General features: G+C 66.0%; 18 protein-coding genes and 1 pseudogene. 15 read left to right on the forward strand and 4 right to left on the reverse strand.

The window, feature by feature from the left end; translation table 11 throughout:
- The first annotated feature begins 3 nt into the window (after positions 1-3).
- Both H7U20_RS15075 and H7U20_RS15080 read left to right on the forward strand, forming a co-directional pair.
- A complete protein-coding gene (locus H7U20_RS15075; RefSeq protein ID WP_304621725.1) occupies positions 4-381 on the forward strand; it encodes a response regulator in 378 nt (125 codons plus the stop codon).
- Positions 378-2,918 (forward strand): EAL domain-containing protein, encoded by a 2,541-nt coding sequence (locus H7U20_RS15080; RefSeq protein ID WP_199759973.1) that lies wholly within the window; start codon positions 378-380, stop codon positions 2,916-2,918. The genes H7U20_RS15075 and H7U20_RS15080 overlap by 4 nt, the downstream gene beginning before the upstream one ends.
- A 292-nt stretch (positions 2,919-3,210) precedes the next feature.
- Here the strand turns inward: H7U20_RS15080 and H7U20_RS15085 are convergent.
- Positions 3,211-3,912: pseudogene (locus H7U20_RS15085) on the reverse strand (Crp/Fnr family transcriptional regulator); the annotation flags it as partial.
- Between the two features lie 224 nt (positions 3,913-4,136).
- Here H7U20_RS15085 and H7U20_RS15090 point away from each other — a divergent pair.
- From H7U20_RS15090 to H7U20_RS15125, 8 genes are all read left to right on the forward strand, one after another.
- The gene (locus H7U20_RS15090) at positions 4,137-4,790 is read left to right on the forward strand and encodes a BON domain-containing protein (protein ID WP_199759975.1); all 654 of its coding nucleotides are present in this window, start codon (positions 4,137-4,139) and stop codon (positions 4,788-4,790) included.
- Between the two features lie 347 nt (positions 4,791-5,137).
- A complete protein-coding gene (locus H7U20_RS15095; RefSeq protein WP_199759976.1) occupies positions 5,138-5,590 on the forward strand; it encodes a hypothetical protein in 453 nt (150 codons plus the stop codon).
- A 27-nt stretch (positions 5,591-5,617) separates the two neighbouring features.
- Positions 5,618-7,297 carry a putative bifunctional diguanylate cyclase/phosphodiesterase gene (locus tag H7U20_RS15100; RefSeq protein ID WP_233410779.1) on the forward strand — a complete coding sequence of 560 codons (1,680 nt, stop codon included), beginning with the start codon at positions 5,618-5,620 and terminating at the stop codon, positions 7,295-7,297.
- 261 nt (positions 7,298-7,558) lie between these two features.
- Positions 7,559-8,821, forward strand: a complete 1,263-nt coding sequence (locus H7U20_RS15105) for a hybrid sensor histidine kinase/response regulator (RefSeq protein WP_233410780.1) — start codon at positions 7,559-7,561, stop codon at positions 8,819-8,821.
- A gap of 62 nt (positions 8,822-8,883) precedes the next feature.
- A complete protein-coding gene (locus tag H7U20_RS15110; protein ID WP_199759979.1) occupies positions 8,884-9,288 on the forward strand; it encodes a hypothetical protein in 405 nt (134 codons plus the stop codon).
- Complete coding sequence (locus tag H7U20_RS15115) at positions 9,285-10,751, forward strand: ATPase domain-containing protein (RefSeq protein WP_199759980.1); 1,467 nt, start codon at positions 9,285-9,287, stop codon at positions 10,749-10,751. The genes H7U20_RS15110 and H7U20_RS15115 overlap by 4 nt, the downstream gene beginning before the upstream one ends.
- Before the next feature lie 339 nt (positions 10,752-11,090).
- On the forward strand, positions 11,091-12,266 hold the full coding sequence (gene ampC / locus H7U20_RS15120) for a class C beta-lactamase (RefSeq protein WP_199759981.1): 1,176 nt from the start codon (positions 11,091-11,093) through the stop codon (positions 12,264-12,266).
- A 216-nt stretch (positions 12,267-12,482) separates the two neighbouring features.
- Positions 12,483-14,141, forward strand: a complete 1,659-nt coding sequence (locus H7U20_RS15125; protein ID WP_233410781.1) for a CehA/McbA family metallohydrolase domain-containing protein — start codon at positions 12,483-12,485, stop codon at positions 14,139-14,141.
- Positions 14,142-14,147: 6 nt separating this feature from the next.
- On the opposite strand, the gene H7U20_RS15130 is transcribed toward H7U20_RS15125, so the two are convergent.
- On the reverse strand, positions 14,148-14,840 hold the full coding sequence (locus tag H7U20_RS15130; RefSeq protein WP_199759982.1) for a ribonuclease T2 family protein: 693 nt from the start codon (positions 14,838-14,840) through the stop codon (positions 14,148-14,150).
- A gap of 184 nt (positions 14,841-15,024) precedes the next feature.
- Between H7U20_RS15130 and H7U20_RS15135 the strand changes: the two genes are divergently transcribed.
- From H7U20_RS15135 to H7U20_RS15145, 3 genes are read left to right on the forward strand one after another with little or no spacing between them, the layout of a single operon-like run.
- Positions 15,025-16,041: a M14 family zinc carboxypeptidase gene (locus H7U20_RS15135; protein ID WP_199759983.1), complete on the forward strand. Its 1,017-nt coding sequence runs from the start codon at positions 15,025-15,027 to the stop codon at positions 16,039-16,041.
- Positions 16,038-16,877: an alpha/beta fold hydrolase gene (locus H7U20_RS15140; protein WP_199759984.1), complete on the forward strand. Its 840-nt coding sequence runs from the start codon at positions 16,038-16,040 to the stop codon at positions 16,875-16,877. The genes H7U20_RS15135 and H7U20_RS15140 overlap by 4 nt, the downstream gene beginning before the upstream one ends.
- 48 nt (positions 16,878-16,925) lie before the next feature.
- On the forward strand, positions 16,926-17,252 hold the full coding sequence (locus H7U20_RS15145; RefSeq protein ID WP_199759985.1) for a YkgJ family cysteine cluster protein: 327 nt from the start codon (positions 16,926-16,928) through the stop codon (positions 17,250-17,252).
- 65 nt (positions 17,253-17,317) lie between these two features.
- On the opposite strand, the gene H7U20_RS15150 is transcribed toward H7U20_RS15145, so the two are convergent.
- Entirely contained in the window at positions 17,318-18,115 is a 798-nt protein-coding gene (locus H7U20_RS15150; RefSeq protein ID WP_199759986.1) for a hypothetical protein, read from the reverse strand.
- 288 nt (positions 18,116-18,403) lie between these two features.
- Between H7U20_RS15150 and H7U20_RS15155 the strand changes: the two genes are divergently transcribed.
- Both H7U20_RS15155 and recQ read left to right on the forward strand, forming a co-directional pair.
- Positions 18,404-19,243 (forward strand): undecaprenyl-diphosphate phosphatase, encoded by an 840-nt coding sequence (locus H7U20_RS15155; RefSeq protein ID WP_199759987.1) that lies wholly within the window; start codon positions 18,404-18,406, stop codon positions 19,241-19,243.
- 34 nt (positions 19,244-19,277) lie between these two features.
- Positions 19,278-21,101, forward strand: a complete 1,824-nt coding sequence (recQ, locus tag H7U20_RS15160; RefSeq protein WP_199759988.1) for a DNA helicase RecQ — start codon at positions 19,278-19,280, stop codon at positions 21,099-21,101.
- A 118-nt stretch (positions 21,102-21,219) separates the two neighbouring features.
- On the opposite strand, the gene H7U20_RS15165 is transcribed toward recQ, so the two are convergent.
- Entirely contained in the window at positions 21,220-22,194 is a 975-nt protein-coding gene (locus H7U20_RS15165; RefSeq protein WP_199760099.1) for a helix-turn-helix domain-containing protein, read from the reverse strand.
- Positions 22,195-22,277: the final 83 nt, after the last annotated feature.

Here is a 22,277-nt window from a genome sequence, read left to right on the forward strand (position 1 = left end):
CTGATGGCCAAGGTATTGGTGATAGAGGACAACGCGGCGAACATGAAGCTGGCGTCGCTGCTGCTGCGCAACGCCCGGCACAGCGTGCTGTGCGCGGTGGACGCCGAAGCCGGGCTGATGGTGGCCCGCAGCGAACTGCCGGACCTGATTCTGATGGATATCCAGCTGCCCGGCATGGACGGCCTGGCGGCCACCGCCATCTTGAAGCACGACTTGCTGACGGCGGATATCCCGGTGATCGCTTTGACGGCCATGGCGATGAAGGAAGACCAGGAAAAAAGCCGCCAGGCGGGGTGCGACGCCTATATCGCCAAACCGCTGGGCTACCGTCAGCTCTACGCGATGATTGACGCCTTGCTACTCGGGGCAAGAAGATCATGAGTGTCGCTACCCCCACCATCCTGATTGTCGACGACGAGGCGCAAAACCGCCGCTTGCTGGCGGTGCTGCTGCGCCCCGAAGGCTACCAGACCGAAAGCGCCGCCAGCGGCGAAGAGGCGCTCAGCGTGGTGGCCCATTCGGCGCCCGATCTGATCCTGCTCGACATCATGATGCCCGGCCTCGACGGCTACCAGATCGCCAGCATCCTGAAGGCCAACCCGGCCACCGCCAACATTCCCATCATCATGGTGACCGCCCATGGCGAGCGCAGCGCCCGTCTCGCCGGGCTGGAGGCGGGCGCCGAGGAGTTCCTGACCAAGCCGGTCGACCGCACCGAATTGTGGCTGCGTGTGCGCAACCTGTTGCGGCTGAAGGCCTTCGGCGACCTGCAGGAACACAGTTTCGTGCTGGAGCAACAGGTGGCGGCGCGCACCGCCGATCTGCAACGCTTCCGCACCGCGATGGACGCCACCGCCGACGCCATCATGCTGGTGAGCCGCGCCACGATGCGCTTCCTGGAGGTGAACGCCAGCAGTTGCAAGATGCTCGGCTATACCCGCGCCGAGATGCTGGCGTTGGGGCCGGTGGCGGTCGGCGCGATCACCGGCGAGACACTGGAGCAAGTGTATGACACGGTGATCGCCGGCCAGACCGGCAAGACACTGAGCGAAGCGTGCTTGCATTGCAAGGACGGCTCGCTGATACAAGTGGAGGTGAGCCGCCAGGCCATGCCGTCCGGGAGCGACTGGATCATCGTCAGCGTGGTGCGCGACATCACCGAGCGAAAGCAGGCACAGCAAAGGCTACAACACCAGGCCAACCACGACGCCTTGAGCGGCCTGCCGAACCGCACCTTCTTCTACGAGACGCTGCGCAAGACCATCGCGCTGGCCGGCCAACAAGGCTGGAAGGTGGCGGTGATGTTCATCGACCTCGATCACTTCAAGAATGTCAACGACACGCTGGGCCACGCCATCGGCGACGAACTGCTGATCCATTTCAGCAACCGTTTGACGACCTGCGTGCGCGCGCGCGACACCGTCGGGCGGCTCGGCGGCGACGAGTTCGGCTTGATCCTGGTGATGCAACAGGGCCACCAGGGGGCGGCCAACGTGGCGACCAAAATCCGCGACGCGCTGCATCCGCCGTTCGACTTGCAGGGATACGAGGTGATCATGACCGCCAGCATCGGCATCACCATCTACCCCGACGACGGCAGCGATCCCGACGCATTGATCAAATACGCCGACACCGCCATGTACCAGGCCAAGCACACGGGCCGCAACAGCTACCGCTTCTTCACCGCCCAAATGAATGTTGACGTGCTGCAGCGCCAGGACTTGGAGAGCGCGCTACGCAAGGCCATCGAGAACGAGGAGTTCGAACTGCACTATCAGCCCAAAGTGTCGCTGACCAGCGGCGCGCTGGTCGGACTGGAAGCGCTGCTGCGCTGGGCCCGGCCCGGCCACGGGCTGGTGGGGCCGGCGCAGTTCATCCCCGTGCTGGAAGAGAGCGGCCTGATCGTCCGGGTCGGCGCTTGGGTCATCAAGGCCGCCTGCCGCCAGATCAAGGAATGGCAATTGACCGCGGTGGGGCCGGTGCAAGTGTCGGTCAATGTGGCGGGCCGCCAGTTCATCGAGGGCGATCTGGAGGCCGATGTCGCCCGCGCCCTGGCCGACCACGATCTGCCGCCCGGCCTGCTTGAACTGGAGCTGACGGAGACGTCGCTCATGCTGAACACGGAACGCACCATCGCCTGCCTGCGCAACCTGCGCCAGCTCGGCGTGAAGGTGTCCATCGACGATTTCGGCACCGGCTACTCCAGCCTGGCCTACCTGCGCCGTTTCCCGATCGACAAGCTGAAGATCGACATCGCCTTTATCCGCGACGTCACCAGCAACCCGGACGATGCGGCGATTGTGCGCGCCATCATCACCATGGCACACAGCCTGAACCTGGAGGTCATCGCCGAGGGTGTCGAGACGCCGGCCCAGCAGGCCTACTTGCTGCGCCACCAGTGCGACCAGATTCAGGGTTACTTGCTTAGCCCCCCCTTGCCGGCCGCCCTGATCAGCGATCTGATCGTGCAGCGCAAGACGCTGGACCGGCCGGCGGCCCCGGACATGCCGCGGCAAACCTTGTTGATCGTCGACGACGACCCGTTTATGCGGGAACTGCTGGCAAGCGAACTCGGCGGCGAGCAATACCGCGTGCTGCTGGCGCAATCCGGCGCCCAGGCGTTCGAAACACTGGCGCAGAACGAAGTCCAGGTCATCCTGTGCGACCAGAGCATGCCGGAAATGGAGGGCACGGTGTTCTTGAGCAAGGTGAAAGCCATGTATCCGGACACGTTCAGGATAGTCTTGTCCGGCGAGACCAACCTGGAAGACATGATGGCGGCCGTCAACAGGGGGACGGTCGACCGTTTCTATACCAAGCCGTGGGACCGCGAGGCGCTGCTGAGTAGCATACGCCAGGCGTTCCTGCACCCGCGCCTCGGCTCCGCGACAGCGAGCCCGGACGTCATCGAGGTCTGAGCGCAGCCCCATGACATGGGCGGGCATGCGCATTTTCGGCATACGCCGCAGCCTTGAATGACCCTCAATGCCATCAATGACGCGGTGATCGGCGCGGATCTGGCAGGCAATATCGATGACCTCAACGCTAGCCATGTCAACGTCAGGGGAACTGAAGATCGGCCTGTGAATCGCCGGCTTCGGCGTCGTGCGCGCCATCGCCGCGCCGCTCCGGCCGGCCGGTGCGGCGCGTGTGCACGGCCTCGCGCTCCAGCCAGCGTTGTTGGATGCCGGCATCGGCGCGATGGCGCGGCGCCATCAGCCGGTCCGATTCACGTCTGAGCGCGCGGTGGCATTCGCACACCATGGCTTCCAGTCCCGTGCGGGACAGCACCCGCACATGGCCGCGCCGGTAGCTGATCAGTCCCGTCATTTGCAGCCGGCCGGCCGCCTCGGTGATGCCTTCGCGCCGCACGCCCAGTATCGCCCCCAGCGCCTCCTGGGTGATCGCCACCTCGCTGGAGTGCGTGTGATCGAGCATCTGCAGCAGCCAGCGGCACAGGCGCTGCTGCGTCGAATGATGGGCGTTGCAGACCGCCGTTTGCGCCATCTCCGTCATCAAGACCTGGGTGTAGCGCAACAACAAGCCGAACAGAGGGCCCCGGCGGTGGAACTCTTCCACCAGGCGCGCCGCGCTCAGACGATAAGCGTAACCGTCGTTCTGCACCACCGCGCGGCTGGGCGTGGTGCGCCCGCCCATGAACAGCGACACGCCCAACAGCCCGCCGTGGCCGACGCTGGCGATCTCGCAGGAACCGCCGTTCTCCAGCTCGTATTGAATCGAGACGACGGCGGTGATAGGAAAATAGACGTACATCAGCTTGCCGCCGGATTGGTACAACACGTCGCCCGGCAACAACCTGAGCAACTCCAGGTGCGGCGCCAGACGAGCTGACTCGGCCGGCTCAAGCGCGGCCAACAGTCGATTCTGGTCGGGGCGGTACAGCGTGGGCATCGGACTCTCCTGACGGTCTGGCGCGGCGGTCGGCGCCGGATATCGGCTTCATCATTGTCAGCTTGTCAGCAGGAAGCGGGACGGTCTGTGTGATAGCGAACATTCGGTCCGGCCGCCGCCATGGCGACGAAACAACATCACCGCCGTCCTTAAGCGCGCAAACACACAGAGCGGCGCGACAAACTCGGCCACGATGGCAGCAAGCTCACCCGACGGAGACTCAGATGAACACAGACAGGCAGTTGCAGCGGGCCGTGGTGGCACAGCTCGATTGGGAGCCATCGATCAACGCCTGCCAGATCGGCGTGGAAGTCAAGGACGGCATCGTCACGCTGGCCGGCCACGTCGCCAACTTCGGCGAGAAATGGGCGGCCGAGCAATTGGTGCGGCGCATCCCGGGCGTACAGGCGCTGGTGGTGGAGCTGGAAGTGAACTTGCCCGAAGAAAGCCGCCGCGGCGATGCCGAGATTGCGCGGGCCGCCGAAAATGCGCTCGAATGGCTGAGCGCGCTGCCGCTGACGCGCGTGCAGGTGATGGTGGAGAACGGCTGGGTCAGCTTGTCGGGTGCCGTTGCTTGGCAGTACCAGCGCCAGGCCGCCAAGCGCGCCGTCCGCACGCTGAGCGGGGTGCGCGGCGTCAGCGACAGCATCGCCATCCGGCCGGCCGTGTCGCTGACGGCGCTGCGGCAAGATATCGTGGACGCGCTGTTGCGCAACGACAAACAGGGCGCCCGGCGCATCGTGGTGCAGGTCGACGGTGCACAAGTGACGCTGTCGGGCAGCGTCGCGAGCTGGGACGACCGCGAACTGGCCAAACAGTCGGCCTGGGGCACGCCGGGAGTGTGCAGTGTGATCGATCAAATGCAAATGCAGTATTAAACGGCTTCACTTCCGGCGCCGTGCTGCCGGCGTCGGCGGTTGGGGTCGGGTGTGCCGGAGCCGGAGCCGGAAACGTTGGCGATGTGGTTGACAGGCCGGGGCTTGCCGGCTGTGGCGGCAAGACGAAAACCCACGGCGCAATAGACTTTCCGCCAGCACCATGGCCGCTCAAACGAGCGGTTTTGTTGTTACTGCCGAGGACAAATTCATGCCTTTTCCAGATAGCCATATAAATGAAAAGAGAACTGTTCTATATTCAATTTACCAATAGACTGATGGTGGTGGCGCTTGCCCATACGTCGCCGACGCACTCCACAGACGCCCGCCGATTTTGATGGAACGGACACATGACAGTTGATGCTTACTACCCGCATGCCGTGCTGGCCTGGTTGGAGACGAACAGGTCGCGCTTGTCGGCTCAGCGCTCGGCGCAACTATGGCGCGCCATCACGGATGAGCTGGCGCCCATTATCGGCAAGGAGGGTTTTGCCATCCTGTATGTCCGCTGCCTGCATCTCAACAGCACAGCGTTTCCGTGGATGGCGGCGGGACCCGGCATGGCGCTCGAGAGCGGGAATTTCGAGGCGCTGGCCGGCAGTCTGGCCGACCGTCTGGCCGGCCGTCCGGCGGCGGAGGCCGTGGCGGGCAGCGCCGCCTTGTTTCGTATCTTTTATGATTTGTTGCTGGTGCTGGTAGGCGAACAGCTGACCGCCGGCGTGCTCGATGCCAGTTGGCGCGATCAGCCCTACCGCAACGTGGAGCCGATGGCGCTGCAATCCGTTCCATGTCAGTCCCGATAAAGGCCCTCCATGACGAGCAATAACGGTATGCCGTTTCCCACAGAGCGCGGCTTCGGCGAGCGCAACGATATCGCCGACCGGCGCGTCGACGCCTTGGCGCGCGACACGATATTGCTGGTGCGTGAACGGCAGATGTCGACGCGAGAGTCGCTGGTGCGGTCCCGCGAGGAAACCATGGACAAGCGCGACAACCTGGCGCAGGAGCGCGAGCACACCCTGGGCACACGCGAAAGCGGCGTCGGCGATCACGAGCGCGGCATGCGCGAGGCGGAACGCCTGAAGCGCGTGCTGGAAAGCCATATCGTCAAGCTGCGCCAGGCCAACGAGCATCTGGTCATCACGACGGTGCGGACCCAGGCCATGGCCGAACAGATCCAGCAGGCCCGCGACCGCATGGGGCATATGGCGCACCACGACTTCCTAACCGATTTGCCGAACCGTTTATTGCTCAAGGAACGCTTGGCGCAGGCGATCGCGCTGGCCCAACGCAAGGGCCACCGGCTGGCCGTGCTGTTTATCGACCTGGACCGCTTCAAGGTGATCAACGACTCACTTGGCCATGCGGTGGGCGATCAACTGTTGCAGGAGGTGGGGCAGCGCCTGCTGGCGGCGGTGCGCGGCAGCGACACGGCGGGCCGCCAGGGCGGTGATGAATTCGTCGTGCTGCTGACGGAGGTGGCCAACGAGCGGGCGGTGTCCGAGCTGACCGACAAGATGTGCAAGGCGATCGCCGAACCCTACCAGTTGGCGGGACAAGTGGTCCACATCGGCGCGACGATCGGCATCAGCATCTATCCCGACGACGGCGACGACGCCGACACGCTGATACGCAATGCCGACGTGGCGATGTATCACGGCAAGCTCGACGGCCGCGACCGCTGCAGTTTTTACCGTCCCGAGATGAATCTGCGCGCGGTCGAACGCCAGCGCACGGAGGCCGACCTGCACCGGGCGCTCGACCGTGGTGAATTCGAACTGTACTACCAACCCAAGGTCAATTTGCACACCGGCGCCATCACCGGCTCGGAGGCGCTGCTGCGCTGGACCCACCCGGAACAGGGCGCGGTGGCGCCGGCGCGCTTTATTCCCGTGGCGGAGGAATGCGGCTTGATCGTGCCGATCGGGCGCTGGGTGCTGCGCGAGGCGTGTTTGCAGGCGCAGCGCTGGAACCTGGCCGGCCTGCGGCCCGGTTCGGTCGCGGTCAACATCTCGGCATTGGAATTCCGTCACACCGATTTCGTCGCCGGACTGCGCGCCGTGCTGGCCGAGAGCGGCCTGGCACCGTCCAGCCTGGAGCTGGAAATCACCGAGGGCGTGCTGATGCGCGACGTCAACGCCAGCGCCGCGATCCTGCATGAGTTGAAGGCGATCGGCGTCATGCTGGCCATCGACGATTTCGGCACCGGCTATTCCAGCCTCAGTTATCTGAACCAGTTTCCCATCGACGTGTTGAAGATCGACCAGTCGTTCGTGCGCGAGATCGGCGCCTCCGGCGGCGACGGCGTGATTGTCGGCGCGGTGATCGCCATGGGCAGCAGCCTGGGGCAGCGGGTGGTGGCCGAGGGGGTGGAGGAGCGCGAGCAGTTGCAATTTCTGTGCGCGCGCCAGTGCCAGGAAGGGCAGGGCTATTTGTTCAGTCGGCCGTTGTCGGCGCACGGCTTCGCCGCGTTCCTGACACGGCCCGGTGCGGCGTGCCTGCATTGTTAGGACGGGCGGCCAGGCGCGTTATATTTCCCCCGTCATGACCAATACAGAGTATTGTAGTGGTGTAGACGATACGGCAATATGGCTGTTTCGGCGATATTGATATCAGTGCGATAGCGTACTTTCTTGACGAGTTTTTTATGTCGCTGTTCCCTCATCATGACTGACCCTGCGGCGCCCGTGCTACCAGGCATACCGGTCACTGCCACCGGCGATATGGCGGCGTTTGAGCTGCAGCAGTTGCATAGCCGGGAAATTGAACGGATGCGCGCGCTGATCGCGCAATTGCTGCAACAGGTCGAGTTTTTGCGCCAGCAAAAAGACCAATCCCAGGTGTTGCAAAGCCATGTGCTGCAATTACGCGAAGCCAATGAAAACCTGGTGCTGGCCACGTTCGGCGCGCAGGACATGCAGGCCGGCGCCGAAGCGTCCATGCAACGCCAAACCGAGTTCCTGTCCATGCTGGCGCACGAGTTGCGCAATCCCTTGCAGCCGATCGTCTCGGCCAATGAACTGCTCGGCAAGCTGCTCGACAGTCACAGCAGCCTGCCCAGGCTGCACGCCATCATCGGCCGCCAGATCAACCATCTGGCGCGTCTGGTCGACGACTTGCTGGACGCCTCACGGGTCAGCAGCGGCAAGATCGGCCTCGATAAATCCATGCTGCTGCTGGCCGACGTGGTGGCGATGGCGGTCGAAAGCAGCCAGGGCATGTTCGACAGTCGGCAGCAGCGGCTCAGCGTCGAACTACCGCAGGGCGACATCCATCTCCGCGGCGACCTGGTGCGCCTGGTGCAGGTATTTTCCAATTTGCTGAACAATGCGGCCAAGTTTTCGCCGGAAAATGAAACCGTCACACTGATTGCGCACGTCCAGGACCAGTGGGTGCGCATCGCCGTGCGCGACCAGGGCATCGGCATCACGGCCGCGCTGCAGCCCTTCATCTTCGATATGTTTACCCAAGGCATGCAATCGAAAGACCGGGCGCAGGGCGGGCTGGGCATCGGCCTGACGCTGGTGCGCGCGCTCGTCGAGTTGCATGGCGGCACGGTGACGGTGAGCAGCGAGGGCATCGGGCTGGGCAGCGAATTCACGGTGACACTGCCCCTGTGTCCGCCGCCGCTGGTCGACAAGGCGCCGGTGGCGGTGGCGGCGCCGGGACGGCGGCGGAAAATCCTACTGGTCGAGGACAACCTGGACGCCAATGAAACGCTCAGCCTGCTGTTGAACCAGGCCGGCCACCAGGTGACCCAGCGTTTCGACGGCATCACCGCCGTGGCCTGCGCCCTGAACCAGCGCCATGACCTGCTGATTTGCGATATCGGTCTGCCGGGGCTCGATGGTTTTAGCGTGGTGGAACGTATCCTCGCCGAGCACAGCGGCACGGCCCCCTACTTTATCGCCACCTCGGGCTATAATTTGGCGGCGGACCGGGAGCGCGCCATCGAAAGCGGTTTCAAGCACTATCTGGTCAAGCCGGTGGCGATCGACATGCTGCTGACCTTGATTGAACGGCATGTCGCCTAACCCCACGCGCCAGCATCTGGACAGGCGCGATTTTTTCGCCCCACTGTGATCAATACCTAATTATGGCGACACAAGACGACGAGCGGCATCAGATCATCGCACGCAATGTGCTGCGCCGCCCCGACATGATCGCGGACGATAGCATCCTGCTGTGGCAACGGCTGGCGCTTGAACTGGCCGCCATCATCGGCCACGGCGGTTTTCATTCGCTGTACGCGCGCAGCGTGCATCTGGCGCGCGCGCACCATCCCTGGCTGGCGGATGCGACGGACCAGCAATTCATCGGCCTCAAGGAATGCCTGGCCCAACAAGAGTCGGCGCAAGCCGGCGCGGCAAGCATCGCCTTGCTGACTATTTTTACCGACACGCTGATCCTGTTGATAGGGGAGCTGCTGACTATGAGCTTACTGCGTTCGGCCTGGGAACATGACACTGTGGATAACGCCGGCAAGGAAGCCCAACAATGAGTAATAAAGTGAACATACAGCGCCTGGCGACAGGCGTGCCGGGGCTGGACGAACTGCTGGGTGGCGGTATCCCCGAGTTTTCGTTCAACCTGGTTGCCGGCACGCCCGGCAGCGGCAAGACCACGATGGCGCACCAGATCATGTTTTCGCTGGCGGGTCCGGATCGGCGCGCGATCTTCTTTACCGTGCTCGGCGAGCCACCGCTGAAGATGCTGCGCTACCAGCAGCAGTTCCCGTTTTTCGACATCGCCAAGGTCAACCAGTCGATCAAGTTCGTCAATCTGGCGGCCGATCTGCTGGAGGGCGACTTCGACCGGGTGCTGGCACGCATCGCCGACGAGGTGCGCGATTTTTCGCCCAGCCTGGTATTTGTCGACTCCTTCCGTTCGGTGGTGCAGTCGGCCCGCAGCATGGAGGCGGGCGGGGCGGGTCTGCAGCACTTTGTGCAACAACTGGGCATGCAGATGACCAGCTGGCTGGCGACCACCTTCCTGATCGGCGAATACCTGGTGCCGGAGGCCGAATCGAGTCCCGTGTTCACCGTCGCCGACGGCGTCGTCTGGATGTCGCAGCAGGTGCACCGCGATGCGCTGGTGCGCAAGATACAGGTGGTCAAGATGCGCGGGCAGGCGCAAAGCCTGGGGGTGCACACCTTCCGCATCGGCGACGACGGCGTGCAGATCTTTCCCCGCGCCATGATGAAGATGGCCATTCCCATCACGATTTCCGGCCAGCAGCGCCTCTCGACCGGGGTGAAGGAATTGGACCAGATGATGGGCGGCGGTGTGCCGGCCAGCTATTCGCTGTTGCTGGTGGGGCCGTCGGGCTCGGGCAAGTCGGTGCTGGCCACACAATTCCTGGCCGAGGGCGTGCGCCAAGGTGAACCGGGGGTGATCGCCGCGTTTGAAAAGAGTCCGAACCAGTTGCTCAGCCACCAGCTCAACGCCATGATAGACAGTGGCCAGGTCGGCATGATCAACACCCGCACGCTGGACTTGTCGATCGACGAGATCCTGCACGATCTGGTGGCCATGATCGGGCGCCTGGGCGCCAAGCGGGTGGTGATCGATTCGCTGTCGGGATTCGAGCTGGCCCTGGCCTCCTCCTTCCGTGACGATTTCCGCGAATCGCTGTACCGCATGGTGGCGGTGCTGACGGCGATGGGCGTGACGGTGTTGATGACGGCCGAATTGGAAGACCAATACACCATGCTGCGCTTCAGCTCCTACGGCAACGCCTTCCTGGCCGACGCCATTGTCATGCAGCGCTACGTCGAGCTGGAGGGGCAGTTCAAGCGTGCGATCTCGGTGGTCAAGGTGCGCGCCAGCGATCACAGCAAGGACATCCGTTTCTACGACATCGCCGACGGCGGCATCCAGATTCGCGAGTCGCTGGCGCATTACCACGGCATCCTGACCGGTAGGCCGAGCAATGGCGGCGGCGGGTGCGAAATCAAGGATTGATGCGCGGCACCTTGAAACACGAATAAAGTCAGCTAGATGGCCGTTTGGCCGCCGCCTCGTCGTTCGGACCGTGAGCGCGATTCTTGATCGCTGTGCGCGCCGCCATGTTCAGGCTTGCGATGGCGTCGGTCGGGTAGCGCTATTTCCCATTCGTCGGGTGCGATGGTGGCTTCCCGCACGAGACACCCCGTCAACCGTCGCCGCCGGCGCTGCCGCACATTTGAGCCGCCTGTGGCGGCTCGAACGGGAGCGCCCGCCGGCCATTTCATCCATCTCCTTGACTTGCATGCGACACATGTCGCACAATAGCGACACCTGTCACCATAGAGAAACCCCACCATGAACAGCTTGCCAAAACTCCGCAACCGCATTGCCTTCGTCCTCGTTTCTTCCGCTTTTCTTCCACTCGGCGGTTGGGCCGCCGACGATTCCACCGCGACCATCCGCGCCTTCGTCGACAAGGAGATCCGTCCCATCATGGCCGAGCACGACGTGCCCGGCATGGCGGTCGCCGTGACGCTCGATGGCCAGGCCTACTTCTTCAACTACGGCCTCGCCTCGCGCGAGGCCAACATCCCCGTCAGCGAGGCGACCTTGTTCGAGCTCGGCTCGATCAGCAAGACGTTCACGGCGACGCTGGCCTCCTACGCGCTGGTGCGCGGCAAGTTGTCGCTCGACGAACACCCCGGCAAATACATGCCACAGTTGAAGGGCAGCGCGATCGACCGGGCCAGCCTGCTCAACCTGGCCACCTACACGGCGGGCGGGCTGCCGCTACAATTTCCCGAAGAACTCGCGCACGACAAGATGCTCGGCTACTTCCAGCAGTGGCAAGCGGAGGCGGCGCCCGGCGTGCTGCGCCGCTACTCCAATCCCAGCATCGGCCTGTTCGGCCATATCACCGCGCTGGCGCTGAAGAGTGATTTTGCCGACCTCATGGAGCACCAGCTGTTTGCGCAACTTGGCCTGACGAGCAGCTATGTTCATGTGCCGAATAGCGCGATGGGCAAGTATGCGTGGGGCTACAACCGGGCCAACAAAGCGGTCCGGGCGAATCCCGACATATTTGCCGACCAAACCTATGGCGTCAAATCGTCGGCCGCCGACATGATCCGTTTCGTGCAGCTGAACATCGAGCCGAGCCGGCTGGAGGGGCCGATGCGGCGCGCGGTCGAGGGCACCCATGTGGGCTACTTCAAGACCGGCGACATGGTGCAGGGGCTGGGATGGGAGCAATATGCCTATCCGCTGAGCCTGCAGCGCCTGCTGGACGGCAACACCTCCACCGAGATCACGGAAGCCCGGCCATTGACCACGCTGACGCCGCCACAGGCGCCGTCCGGCGGCACCCTGTTCAACAAGACCGGCGCCACCGGCGGCTTCAGCAACTATGCGGCCTTCGTGCCGGAGAAGAAAATCGGCATCGTGATGCTGGCGAACAAGAACTACCCGATTCCCGCCCGCATCAAGGCGGCGTATGCGATCCTGCAACAACTGGCGCCGCTGGCGAAATAATTTTCCAGCGCGCGGTCGAAAAAATGCCCGGGGTCAGTGCGAACTGAGCCCGGGCATTTTTCCTTGTGCGCGGCCGCTGTGCCGCCGGGACGGCGCACTCTGTTGCCGCGTGTCATCACACGGACATCTGCGGTCACTACCATCTTGCCAGTGCCTCGGCGCGGCCACCTCGCCGCCGCCCGCGCGCCCCGCTCAACTTACCCGGATGGACCTGCCATGCACCAGCAATCGACAGCAAACACTTCCCGCCACGCCCGCCTGACGGCGCTGGCGGTGCCGGCCGGCCTGGCCCTCGGCCTGCTCCTCGGCGCGGCCGGCTGCGGCTCGTCCGACCAGCCCGCCGCCACGCCAGCCCCGCCGCCGCCGCCGCCGCCCGCCCCGCTCGGCAAGTGGAGCACCGGCGATTTACACAGCCACACCACGCAGTCGGCCGACGCCGGCCAGGAGCAGACCTTGGACCTGTTGCTGAGCAAGGCCTTCGCCAGCTACGGCCTCGACTGGCTGGCGGTCAGCAACCACCTGCGCCCCTCGACCCGCGACAACAACGGCGCCGCCCTGCCCGCGCCGATCGCCATGGCGCAGGGCATCGAGCGCTACGAGCTGCCGCGCATCGCCGCGTTGCAGGCGGCCGGCAACTACGCCGACAAGCTGGCCTTCTCCGGCTTCGAGTGGGATATGCCGAAGCACGACCATATCGGCATCGGCCTGTTCCAGGGCGGCGCCAAGCTGGCCACGGCGAGCCGTGGCGTGGCCGAGTTCGAGTATCTGTTCACCAACCGCGACCCGGCCCTGTTCGCCGCCGCCGACGTCGCCGCCTGGAGCGCCAAGTACGCCGGCCAGCGCTTCTTCAGCACGGCCGACGACGGCCTGAAAGCGCTCGCCTGGCTCAAGGACAACTATCCCGACAACAGCTACGCGGTGATCAACCATCCCTCGCGCAACCGCAGCTACCGCATCGACGACTTCCGCCAGTTCAACGACTTGGCGCCGTCCGTCTTCTTCGCCATCGAGGGCATGGTGGGCAACCAGATGGAGCCGGACCGGGGCGGCTACGGCGCCGCCCGCACGCCGGACAACGCCGCGCTGCGCGTCTACGGCGGGGTCGACGCCGTGGTGGCGCAGGTCGGCGGGGTGTGGGACGCGCTGCTCGGCGAGGGCCGGCGCATCTGGAACGTGGCGGACTCGGACGCCCACTTCAAGACAACCGAGCTGTACAGCAGCGGCTATTTCCCCGGCGAGTACGCCAAGAATTATGTGTGGATGAAGGCCGACGGCATCGCCGGCCTGCTCGACGGCCTGCGCGCGGGCAAGTCGTTCGCCGTCTTCGGCGACCTGATCAACGCGCTCGACTTCCAGCTGAGCAAGGGTGGCGAGCGGCAGGAGATGGGCGGCGAGCTGAAGGCGGCGGCCGGCGAGCAGGTCACCGTCACCATCCGCTTCAAGAGCCCGGCCAAGAACAACTACGAGAAGCCGATCAACAGCGGCGTGGCGGCCGGCGTCAAACCGCTGGTCGACCACGTCGACCTGATCGCCGGCGACGTCGGCGCCAGGGCGGCGCCGGGCACGCCGGCCTACGGCGTGGCGGTCAATCCGAGCACGCGGGTGCTCAAGCGCTTCACCAGCGCCGACTGGACGCTGGGCGCCGACGGCTACGCCAGCGTCAGCTACACCTTCACGGCGGGCAAGAGCCAATACTTCCGCCTGCGCGGCAGCAACCTCGGCGTCGACGTGCCGGGCAAGACGCAGAACGGCGAACCGCTGGCCGACGCCAAAACCGAGACGGCCGACCACCAGCAACGCTTCAACGACATCAACGACCGTAACTACGCCAGCCTGTGGTTCTATTCGAATCCGATCTTCCTGAGCGTGCGCTAACGGGGATTAGCGCACGCTGGGCAGCAGGAAGGAGTCCTGGCCGCAGCTGTGGTTGGAGCGCTTGACCTCGTTGGCCGAGCAGCTCAGCGAGACGCCGTCCTTGCCGTAGCAGGCGTGCAGCTCCTGCAGGAAGCGGCCGCCGCCGCTGCAGAACGGCAGCACGGCGTGCGCGGCCAGGCCGGGGTTGGCCTGCTGGAAGGCGGCGCCGAATTCGGCGTTGTTGACGCGCACCGGCGCGCTCGGCGTCTGGAACTGCGGCGGGATCGCCAACTGCTGCTTGAGCTTGGCGCTCAGCTCGAAATAGGCGGCCGGTTCCAGGCCGGAGCAAGTGCCGTGCTTGGACCACTCGTGGCCGATCAGGCTGGGCGAGGGGTACAGCGCGGCGTACTTGGCGCGCACCTCGGCCGGCAGCGCCTGCGTCGAGCAGTTCTGCGGATAGCCCTTCTGCCACTGCGGCCACAGGCCGTGCAGCACGAAGCCGAGGCGGCGTCCGCTGGCGCACTGGTTCGGATCGTTGTGGCCGGCGCAGAACGACGGCGACCAGCTCAGCGAGACGGCGTAGTAATCGAACTGGCCGGGCCGGCTGCCGACGCCGGCGCCCTGCTGCTCCGGCTTCCTGGCCTCGGCCGCGCCGCCCAGCAGCAGCAGGGCGCACAACAAGAATTTTCCAATACGCGGGATGGGCTGGGCTGTGGACATGGTGTGACTCCTCTTCGAACGGGGCGACGCGGCCGGATGGCGCAGGGGGCGATTTTACCGCGGGGCGCCGGCGCCATGGCGCAGCCTAGGCGGGCGGCAAGCATCGATCCGGCGGCGCAGGCAAAACAGACAGCGGCCGAGCAAGCGGCTACACTGGCGGACACTTCCTTTTTGCGCCGCGCCCATGATCGAGAAGAACCTGCCCGAACTGATCACCCTGAAGCGCCTGATCGACGCCGGCGCCGGACATTTTCAGGTCGACACGCCATGCACCGTGGCCATCGACGGGCGCCAGTTCCCGGTCTACTCGCTGGCCATCGGCAACCCGGACCCGGCGGTGCCGGCGCTGGGCTTCTTCGGCGGCATCCACGGCCTCGAACGCATCGGCAGCCAGATCCTGCTGTCCTTCCTGGAGAGCCTGCTGGCGCGGCTGCGCTGGGACCACACGCTGCACCAGCAGTTGCAGTCGCTGCGGCTGGTCTTCATGCCGCTGGTGAACCCGGGCGGCATGTGGCAGGCCACCCGCTGCAACCCGCAGGGCGTCGACCTGATGCGCAACGCGCCGCTGTCGGCGCTCGAAAAGGTGCCCTTCATGCTGGGCGGCCAGCGCTACAGCCGCCACCTGCCCTGGTATCGCGGCGCCGCCGGCGCGCCGATGGAGGCCGAGAGCCGCGCCGTCTGCCAGTTGGTCGAGCGCGAGCTGCTGCCGCGCCGGTTCAGCATGGCGCTCGACTGCCACTCCGGCTTCGGCCTGCGCGACCGCATCTGGTTCCCGCACGCCCACACCAAGGTGCCGATCCCCCACCTGGCCGAGGTCGGCGCGCTGGAGGAGCTGTTCAGCGAGAGCTACCCCAACCACAACTACGTGTTCGAGCCGCAGAGCCGGCAGTACCGCACCCACGGCGACCTGTGGGACTACCTGTACCTGAACGGCACCAGCCACAACGAGCGCGTGTTCCTGCCGCTGACGCTGGAGATGGGCTCCTGGCTGTGGGTCAAGAAGAACCCGCGCCAGCTGTTCAACCGCATCGCCATCTTCAACCCGACCGCCACCCACCGCCTGCAACGCGTGCTGCGGCGCCACCTGGTGTGGTTCGACTTCCTGATGCGCGCCGCCGCCAGCCACGCCCGCTGGACGCCGCAGGGACTGGCGCGCAAGGACCAGCAGCGCCGCGCGCTGGCGCGCTGGTACGGCGCATGAGCAGCTGGGTGCTGCTGCGCGGCCTGATGCGCGAACAGCGCCACTGGGGCGGTTTCCCAGACCTGTTGGCGCAGGCGCTGCCGGACGCCGTCGTCGTCACGCCCGACCTGCCCGGCAACGGCACGCGCCACCGCCTGCGCAGCGCGACGCGGGTGGCCGACATGGTCGAGTTCTGCCGCGCCGACCTGGCCGCGCGCGGCCTGGCGCCGCCCCACCACCTGCTGGCGCTGTCGCTGGGCGGCATGGTGGCGGTCGAGTGGGCCGCGCGCCACCCGGGCGAGCTGGCCGCTGGTGTGCTGCTCAACACCAGCATGCGGCCGTTCAGCCCCTTCCACCAGCGGCTGCGCTGGCAGAACTACGGCGCCATCGCCGCCCTGCTGCTGCGCGGCGGCGCGCGCCGCCGGGAGGAGTTGATCCTGCGCCTGACCAGCCGCGACGGCCCGCGCGCCGAGCTGCTGGCGCAGTGGTTGGACTACCAGCGGCAGTATCCGGTGGGCCGCGCCAACGCGCTGCGCCAGTTGCTGTCGGCGGCGCGCTACCGCGCCCCGGCGGCGCGGCCGCAGGTGCCGCTGCTGGTGCTGGCCGGCGCCGGCGACCGCCTGGTCGACCCGCGTTGCTCGCAACGGCTGGCGGCGGCCTGGCGCGCGCCCTACCGCGCGCACCCGGACGCCGGCCACGACCTGCCGCTCGACGCCGGCGCCTGGGTGGCGCGCCAGGTGGCCGACTGGCTGGCGGCGCTGGCGCCAACGTCGGGGCCGGGGCCGGGGCCGGGGCCGGGGCCGGGGTCGGGGCCGGGGCCGGGACCGGGGCCGGGGCCGGCCGGCGAAGCCGGGTAAAATAGTGCCTTGCCCGCCGCGCCGCTGCGGCGTCGCCCGAGTCTGACCATGAACGCTATCCCCGCCCCCCTCGCCTGCCGCCCCAGCTGCGGCGCCTGCTGCACCGCCCCGTCGATCACCAGCCCGATTCCGGGCATGCCCAACGGCAAGCCGGCCGGCGTGCGCTGCATCCAATTGGCGGACGATAATCGCTGCCTGATCTTCGGCCGGCCCGAGCGGCCGGCATTTTGCGGCGGCCTGCAGCCGTCGGCGGAAATGTGCGGAACCAGCCGCGGTGACGCTATTCGGTGGCTAAGCGATTTGGAGCGCGCCACCTGCCCCAAATCACTTATAAACACGGCTGAGTTTGCCCGCGCTGGTGACGAGCTGCTGTAAATTTAAGCACTCGTGTCGAGGACTACTCGGCAATTGCATGAGCGGGTCCAAGCACGGCTGGAGTCCTACAACAGGTCGCGCAAATTGACCTTGACCGTCTCGCCGGTTGGCTCGACCGGCTGGGCCGGCGCCGCCGATGCGCTTGCGGCATCGGCATCGGCGGCGCTCTGCTTCACCAGAATCTTGTGCAAGTCGGCATCGACCGAGTCGCCGAGCGCCAACAGGGCGAGGTCGCGCTCGGTCTCGTTGGTGCTGGTGAGCTTGTCGAAGAACAGGTGGATCAGCTTGGCCGCCTCCAACTCGCGTTCCCGCACCAGGCGGATGGCGGCCAGCTCGAGCTCTACGCCGGACGTCGAGGCGCTCAGCCGAAGCCGCTCAAGCTCGGCCTGGATCTTTTGATCCTCCCGGCTCAACATGTTGTGTTGATTGGCGCGCTGAAACTGCTGTTCCGTCGCCTGCAGCAGCTCGTTGGCATCGCGTTCCTGCCGCGCCAGCTCGCTCTTGTGCAACTCCTCCGCTTCGCGGAGTTTTTCCTCGTGCAGATGCCGGTCACTCTGCAACTGCGTCTCGAGTTGCGCCCGCTTTTCCAGCCCCATCAGCGTTGTGATGATCGACGCCACCCCGGCCAGCAAGGCGCCGATGATGATCGACCCCGTCCATCCCGGCCCGCCAGCGGGGGCGGCGGCCGGCATGCCGCTCAGCTTGATCTCGTAGGTTTGCGGCGGTGGCAGCGCCGGGCGCGCCGGCGCCGGTTGGGCGGCCGGCGCCTGCGCCTGCACCGGTGCGCCGAGGCCGCCAAGAAGCGCGCCGACGGCAACGAGAATACGCCAATCCCGACGATTGTTATGTCCGCCAAATCGCATACGTCCTCCTAAAAGTTGCAATGAATTTACCTTAGCCCGGCCGCCGCAGCGGCGTCTATCCAGCATATACGATAGTTATTAATTTATCATTGCTAACGTGCGCCGGACGCCGGAACCGGGCGCGCGCCGCCGCCGTCTGCCGCGCTGCGCCGCACAAAAAACCGCTTCCGCCTGAGCCGTATTGATGAATGCGCCGCCCGCTCATGGTAAGCTGCGAACCCGCGCAGCCTGCGGCCACGCGCCCGGCTGTTTCCCGTTCCCAATTAGTACGTGTTAGAACAATAATTCATGGATATCATTCTCGCGCTTAAGGCCCTGGTCATGGGCTTGGTTGAAGGCTTCACCGAGTTCCTGCCCATCTCCTCCACCGGCCACCTGATCCTGGCCGACAGCCTGCTCAACTTCCAGGGCATGGAGGAAAAGATGAAAGTGTTCGAGATCGTCATCCAGGCCGGCGCCATCTTCGCCGTCTGCTGGGAATACCGCGAGCGCATCCGCAGCGTGCTGCGCGGCCTGTTCAGCGACGCCAAGTCGCAACGCTTCGCCGTCAACGTCGCCATCGCCTTCGTGCCGCTGGCCGCCCTCGGCCTGGTGTTCGGCAAGGCCATCAAGGCGGTGCTGTTCAAGCCGCTGCCGGTGGCGCTGGCCTTCATCGTCGGCGGCGTCGTCATCCTGCTGGTCGAGCGCCACGCCAAGGCCAACCCGGTCGCCGTGCGGGTCCACTCGGTCGACGACATGAGCCCGCTCGACGCCCTGAAGATGGGCATCGCCCAGGCCTTCGCCCTGATCCCCGGCACCAGCCGCTCCGGCGCCACCATCATCGGCGGCATGATGTTCGGCCTGTCGCGCAAGGTGGCCACCGAGTTCTCCTTCTTCCTGGCCATTCCGACCCTGCTCGGCGCCACCGTGTATTCGCTGTACAAGGAGCGCGCCCTGCTGTCGGCCGCCGACCTGCCGCTATTCGGCATCGGCACCGTGGCCGCCTTCGCCTCCGCCTTCCTGTGCGTGCGCTGGCTGCTGCGCTACATCAGCAGCCACGACTTCACCATCTTCGCCTGGTACCGCATCGTCTTCGGCCTGGTGGTGATCGTCACCGCGCACTACGGCCTGGTGGTCTGGGTCGACTAACGGTCGACTAACCAAAGTAAAGAGTCAGAAGCATATGAACGAGCAGGACACCTCAGCGCGCGCGCTGCACCAGCTGCAGACCGTCTTCGGCTACCCGGCCTTCCGCGGCCAGCAGGCGCAGATCGTCGAACACGTCAGCAACGGCGGCGACGCCCTGGTGCTGATGCCGACCGGCGCCGGCAAGTCGCTGTGCTACCAGATCCCGGCCCTGCTGCGCGACGGCGTCGGCGTGGTGGTCTCGCCGCTGATCGCGCTGATGCAGGACCAGGTCGACGCGCTGGCCGAAGTCGGCGTGCGCGCCGCCTTCCTCAACTCGACCCAGACCTACGAGGAAGCCAGCCGCATCGAGCGCCTGGTGCGCAGCGGCGAGATCGACCTGGTCTACGTCGCCCCCGAGCGGCTGATGACCGAGCGCTGCCTGAACCTGTTCCAGAACTCGAAGATCGCCCTGTTCGCCATCGACGAGGCGCACTGCGTGTCGCAATGGGGCCACGACTTCCGCCCCGAGTACATCAAGCTGTCGATCCTGCACGAGCAGTTCCCCGACGTGCCGCGCATCGCGCTGACGGCTACCGCCGACCAGCAGACCCGCGCCGAGATCGCCCACCGCCTGCAGCTCGACGACGCGATGCAGTTCGTCTCGTCCTTCGACCGGCCCAACATCCGCTACCAGATCGTCGAGAAGGGCAACGGCCGCAAGCAGCTGCTCGACTTCATCACCAGCGAACACGGTGGCGACTGCGGCATCGTCTACTGCCTGTCGCGCAAGAAGGTCGAGGAGACCGCCGAGTTCCTCAACGAGAACGGCATCCGCGCGCTGGCCTACCACGCCGGCATGGAGCACGCCAAACGCAGCAAGCACCAGGCCCGCTTCCTGCGCGAAGAGAACATCGTGATGGTCGCCACCATCGCCTTCGGCATGGGCATCGACAAGCCGGACGTGCGCTTCGTCTGCCACCTCGACCTACCGAAAAGCATCGAGGGCTACTACCAGGAGACCGGCCGCGCCGGCCGCGACGGCGCCCCGGCCGACGCCTGGATGGCCTACGGCCTGCAGGACGTGGTGCTGCAGCGGCGCATGATCGACGAGTCCGAGGCCGACGAGACCTTCAAGCGCGTGCTCGGCACCAAGCTCGACGCCATGCTCGGCCTGTGCGAGACCTTGAGCTGCCGCCGCGTGCGCCTGCTCGACTACTTCGGCGAGCAGTCCTCGCCCTGCGGCAACTGCGACACCTGTTTGATCCCGCCCGTCTCCTTCGACGGCACGGTGCCGGTGCAGAAGCTGCTGTCGGCCATCTACCGGGTCGACCAGCGCTTCGCCGCCGGCCACACCATCGAGGTGCTGCGCGGCGTCGAGACGGAACGCATCAAGACCTGGCACCACGACTCGCTGTCGGTGTTCGGCATCGGCGCCGACCGCAGCGAGCAGGAATGGCGCGCCATCCTGCGCCAGACCATCGCCCTCGGCCTGGTCACCGTCGACCACGAACAATACAGTTCGCTCAAGCTGACCGACGCGGCGCGCCCGGTGCTCAAGGGCGGCCAGAAGGTGCAACTGCGCCAGTACCAGAAGCCGGTCAAGCAAAAGCGCCCGACCACCGCCTCGAAGGGCTATGCGGAGACCGACCTGTCGAACTCCGAGCAGGCCATCTTCGACAAGCTGCGCTGGTGGCGCGTCGAGACGGCGCGCACCCACAACGTGCCGGCCTATGTGATCTTCGTCGACGCCACGCTGCGCGAGATCGCCAAGGCCAAGCCGACCTCGCTCGACGAGCTGCGCGGCGTGTCCGGCGTCGGCGAGAAGAAGCTGGCCTCCTACGGCGACGAGATCGTCGCGATGATCGCCGAGATGCTCTGAGCGTCGGTTGGGCGCCGCTAAATGAAGGCGCCGGCGACTGCAAAACCACCCAAAGGCAGAAAGCCGGGGTCAGACCCCGCGGGTCCGACCCCAGATTTACGCCTGTGGGTTTAGCGCTTTAGCTTTGGGGTGCCGCCGCGACGCCGACGATGCTGCGGTAGCGGCTGGGCGGCACGCCGACGCCGTCGCGGAAGCGGTGGCTGAAATGACTCAGGTCGGCGTAGCCGCAGGCGTCGGCCACCTGCTGCAGCGGCAGCTCGCCGCCCTTCAACAGCGCACGCGCACGGTCCAGCCGGCGCGCCGCGATCCACGCCGACGGCGGCATGCCGAAGGAGATGCGGAACATGCGCGCCAGGTGGAACTCCGACAGATTGGCCTGCTGCGCCAGCATGCCCAGCGTGATGCCACTTCCCAGATTGTCCTCGATGTAGTCGGCCAACCGGCGCCGCACCAACGGTGCCAGGCCGCCGCGCAGGCGGCCGTCCTGGCGCTTCTGCGCCGACTGCGACTGCAGCAGCTCGCTCAGCGTGGCGTGCGCCAGCTCGTTGGCGCGCAGCTGCTGGTCGGCGCCGTCCCAGGGCAGGCGCACCAGCGCCTCGCACAGGCGGTCGATGCGGCCGTCCTCGAAGTAGGTGCGGTCGGCCAGGGTCAGCTCGCGCGGCTCGCGGTCCAGCTCCACCACGGCGCGGCGGGTGAAGTGCTCCGGCATGAAGTACAGGTGCAGGAAGCGCAGCGGGCCGCGCACCATCCAGCTCGACTCGTGCCAGTCCGGCATGGTGCACAGCAGGCGCGGCGCGCCATACAGGCCGGGCCGCTCGCCGCGCGAAGTGTGGTAGCCGCCACCCATGTAGTAGGACAGCGTGTGGTGGCCGGGTTGCTTGTAGGTGGTCTGCGCCTCGCGCGTGTCACGCTGCCAGATCGCCACCGCCAAGCCATCGCCCAGCACGGCGAAACGCTCCAGCGTCGCCTCGGTCGAGGCCATGGTGTTGAACACGGCGTGAGCCACCGCGCCCGCCGCGCCGGGCTGGCCGACGGGGCGGGCTGCCGCCGCCTTGGCGGTGGCGGCGGTAGTGAGGGAGGAGGCGCGTGGCATGGCTGGGCGAAGGGACAAGGGAATGGCCGCAAGTGGCAAAAAGATAAGGCCAAGTCTAGCATGACGCTAGCCGCCCCCGCCCG

The sequence above is a fragment of the Rugamonas violacea genome (assembly GCF_016461825.1).
In the GTDB taxonomy this organism is placed as follows: Bacteria; Pseudomonadota; Gammaproteobacteria; order Burkholderiales; family Burkholderiaceae_D; genus Rugamonas.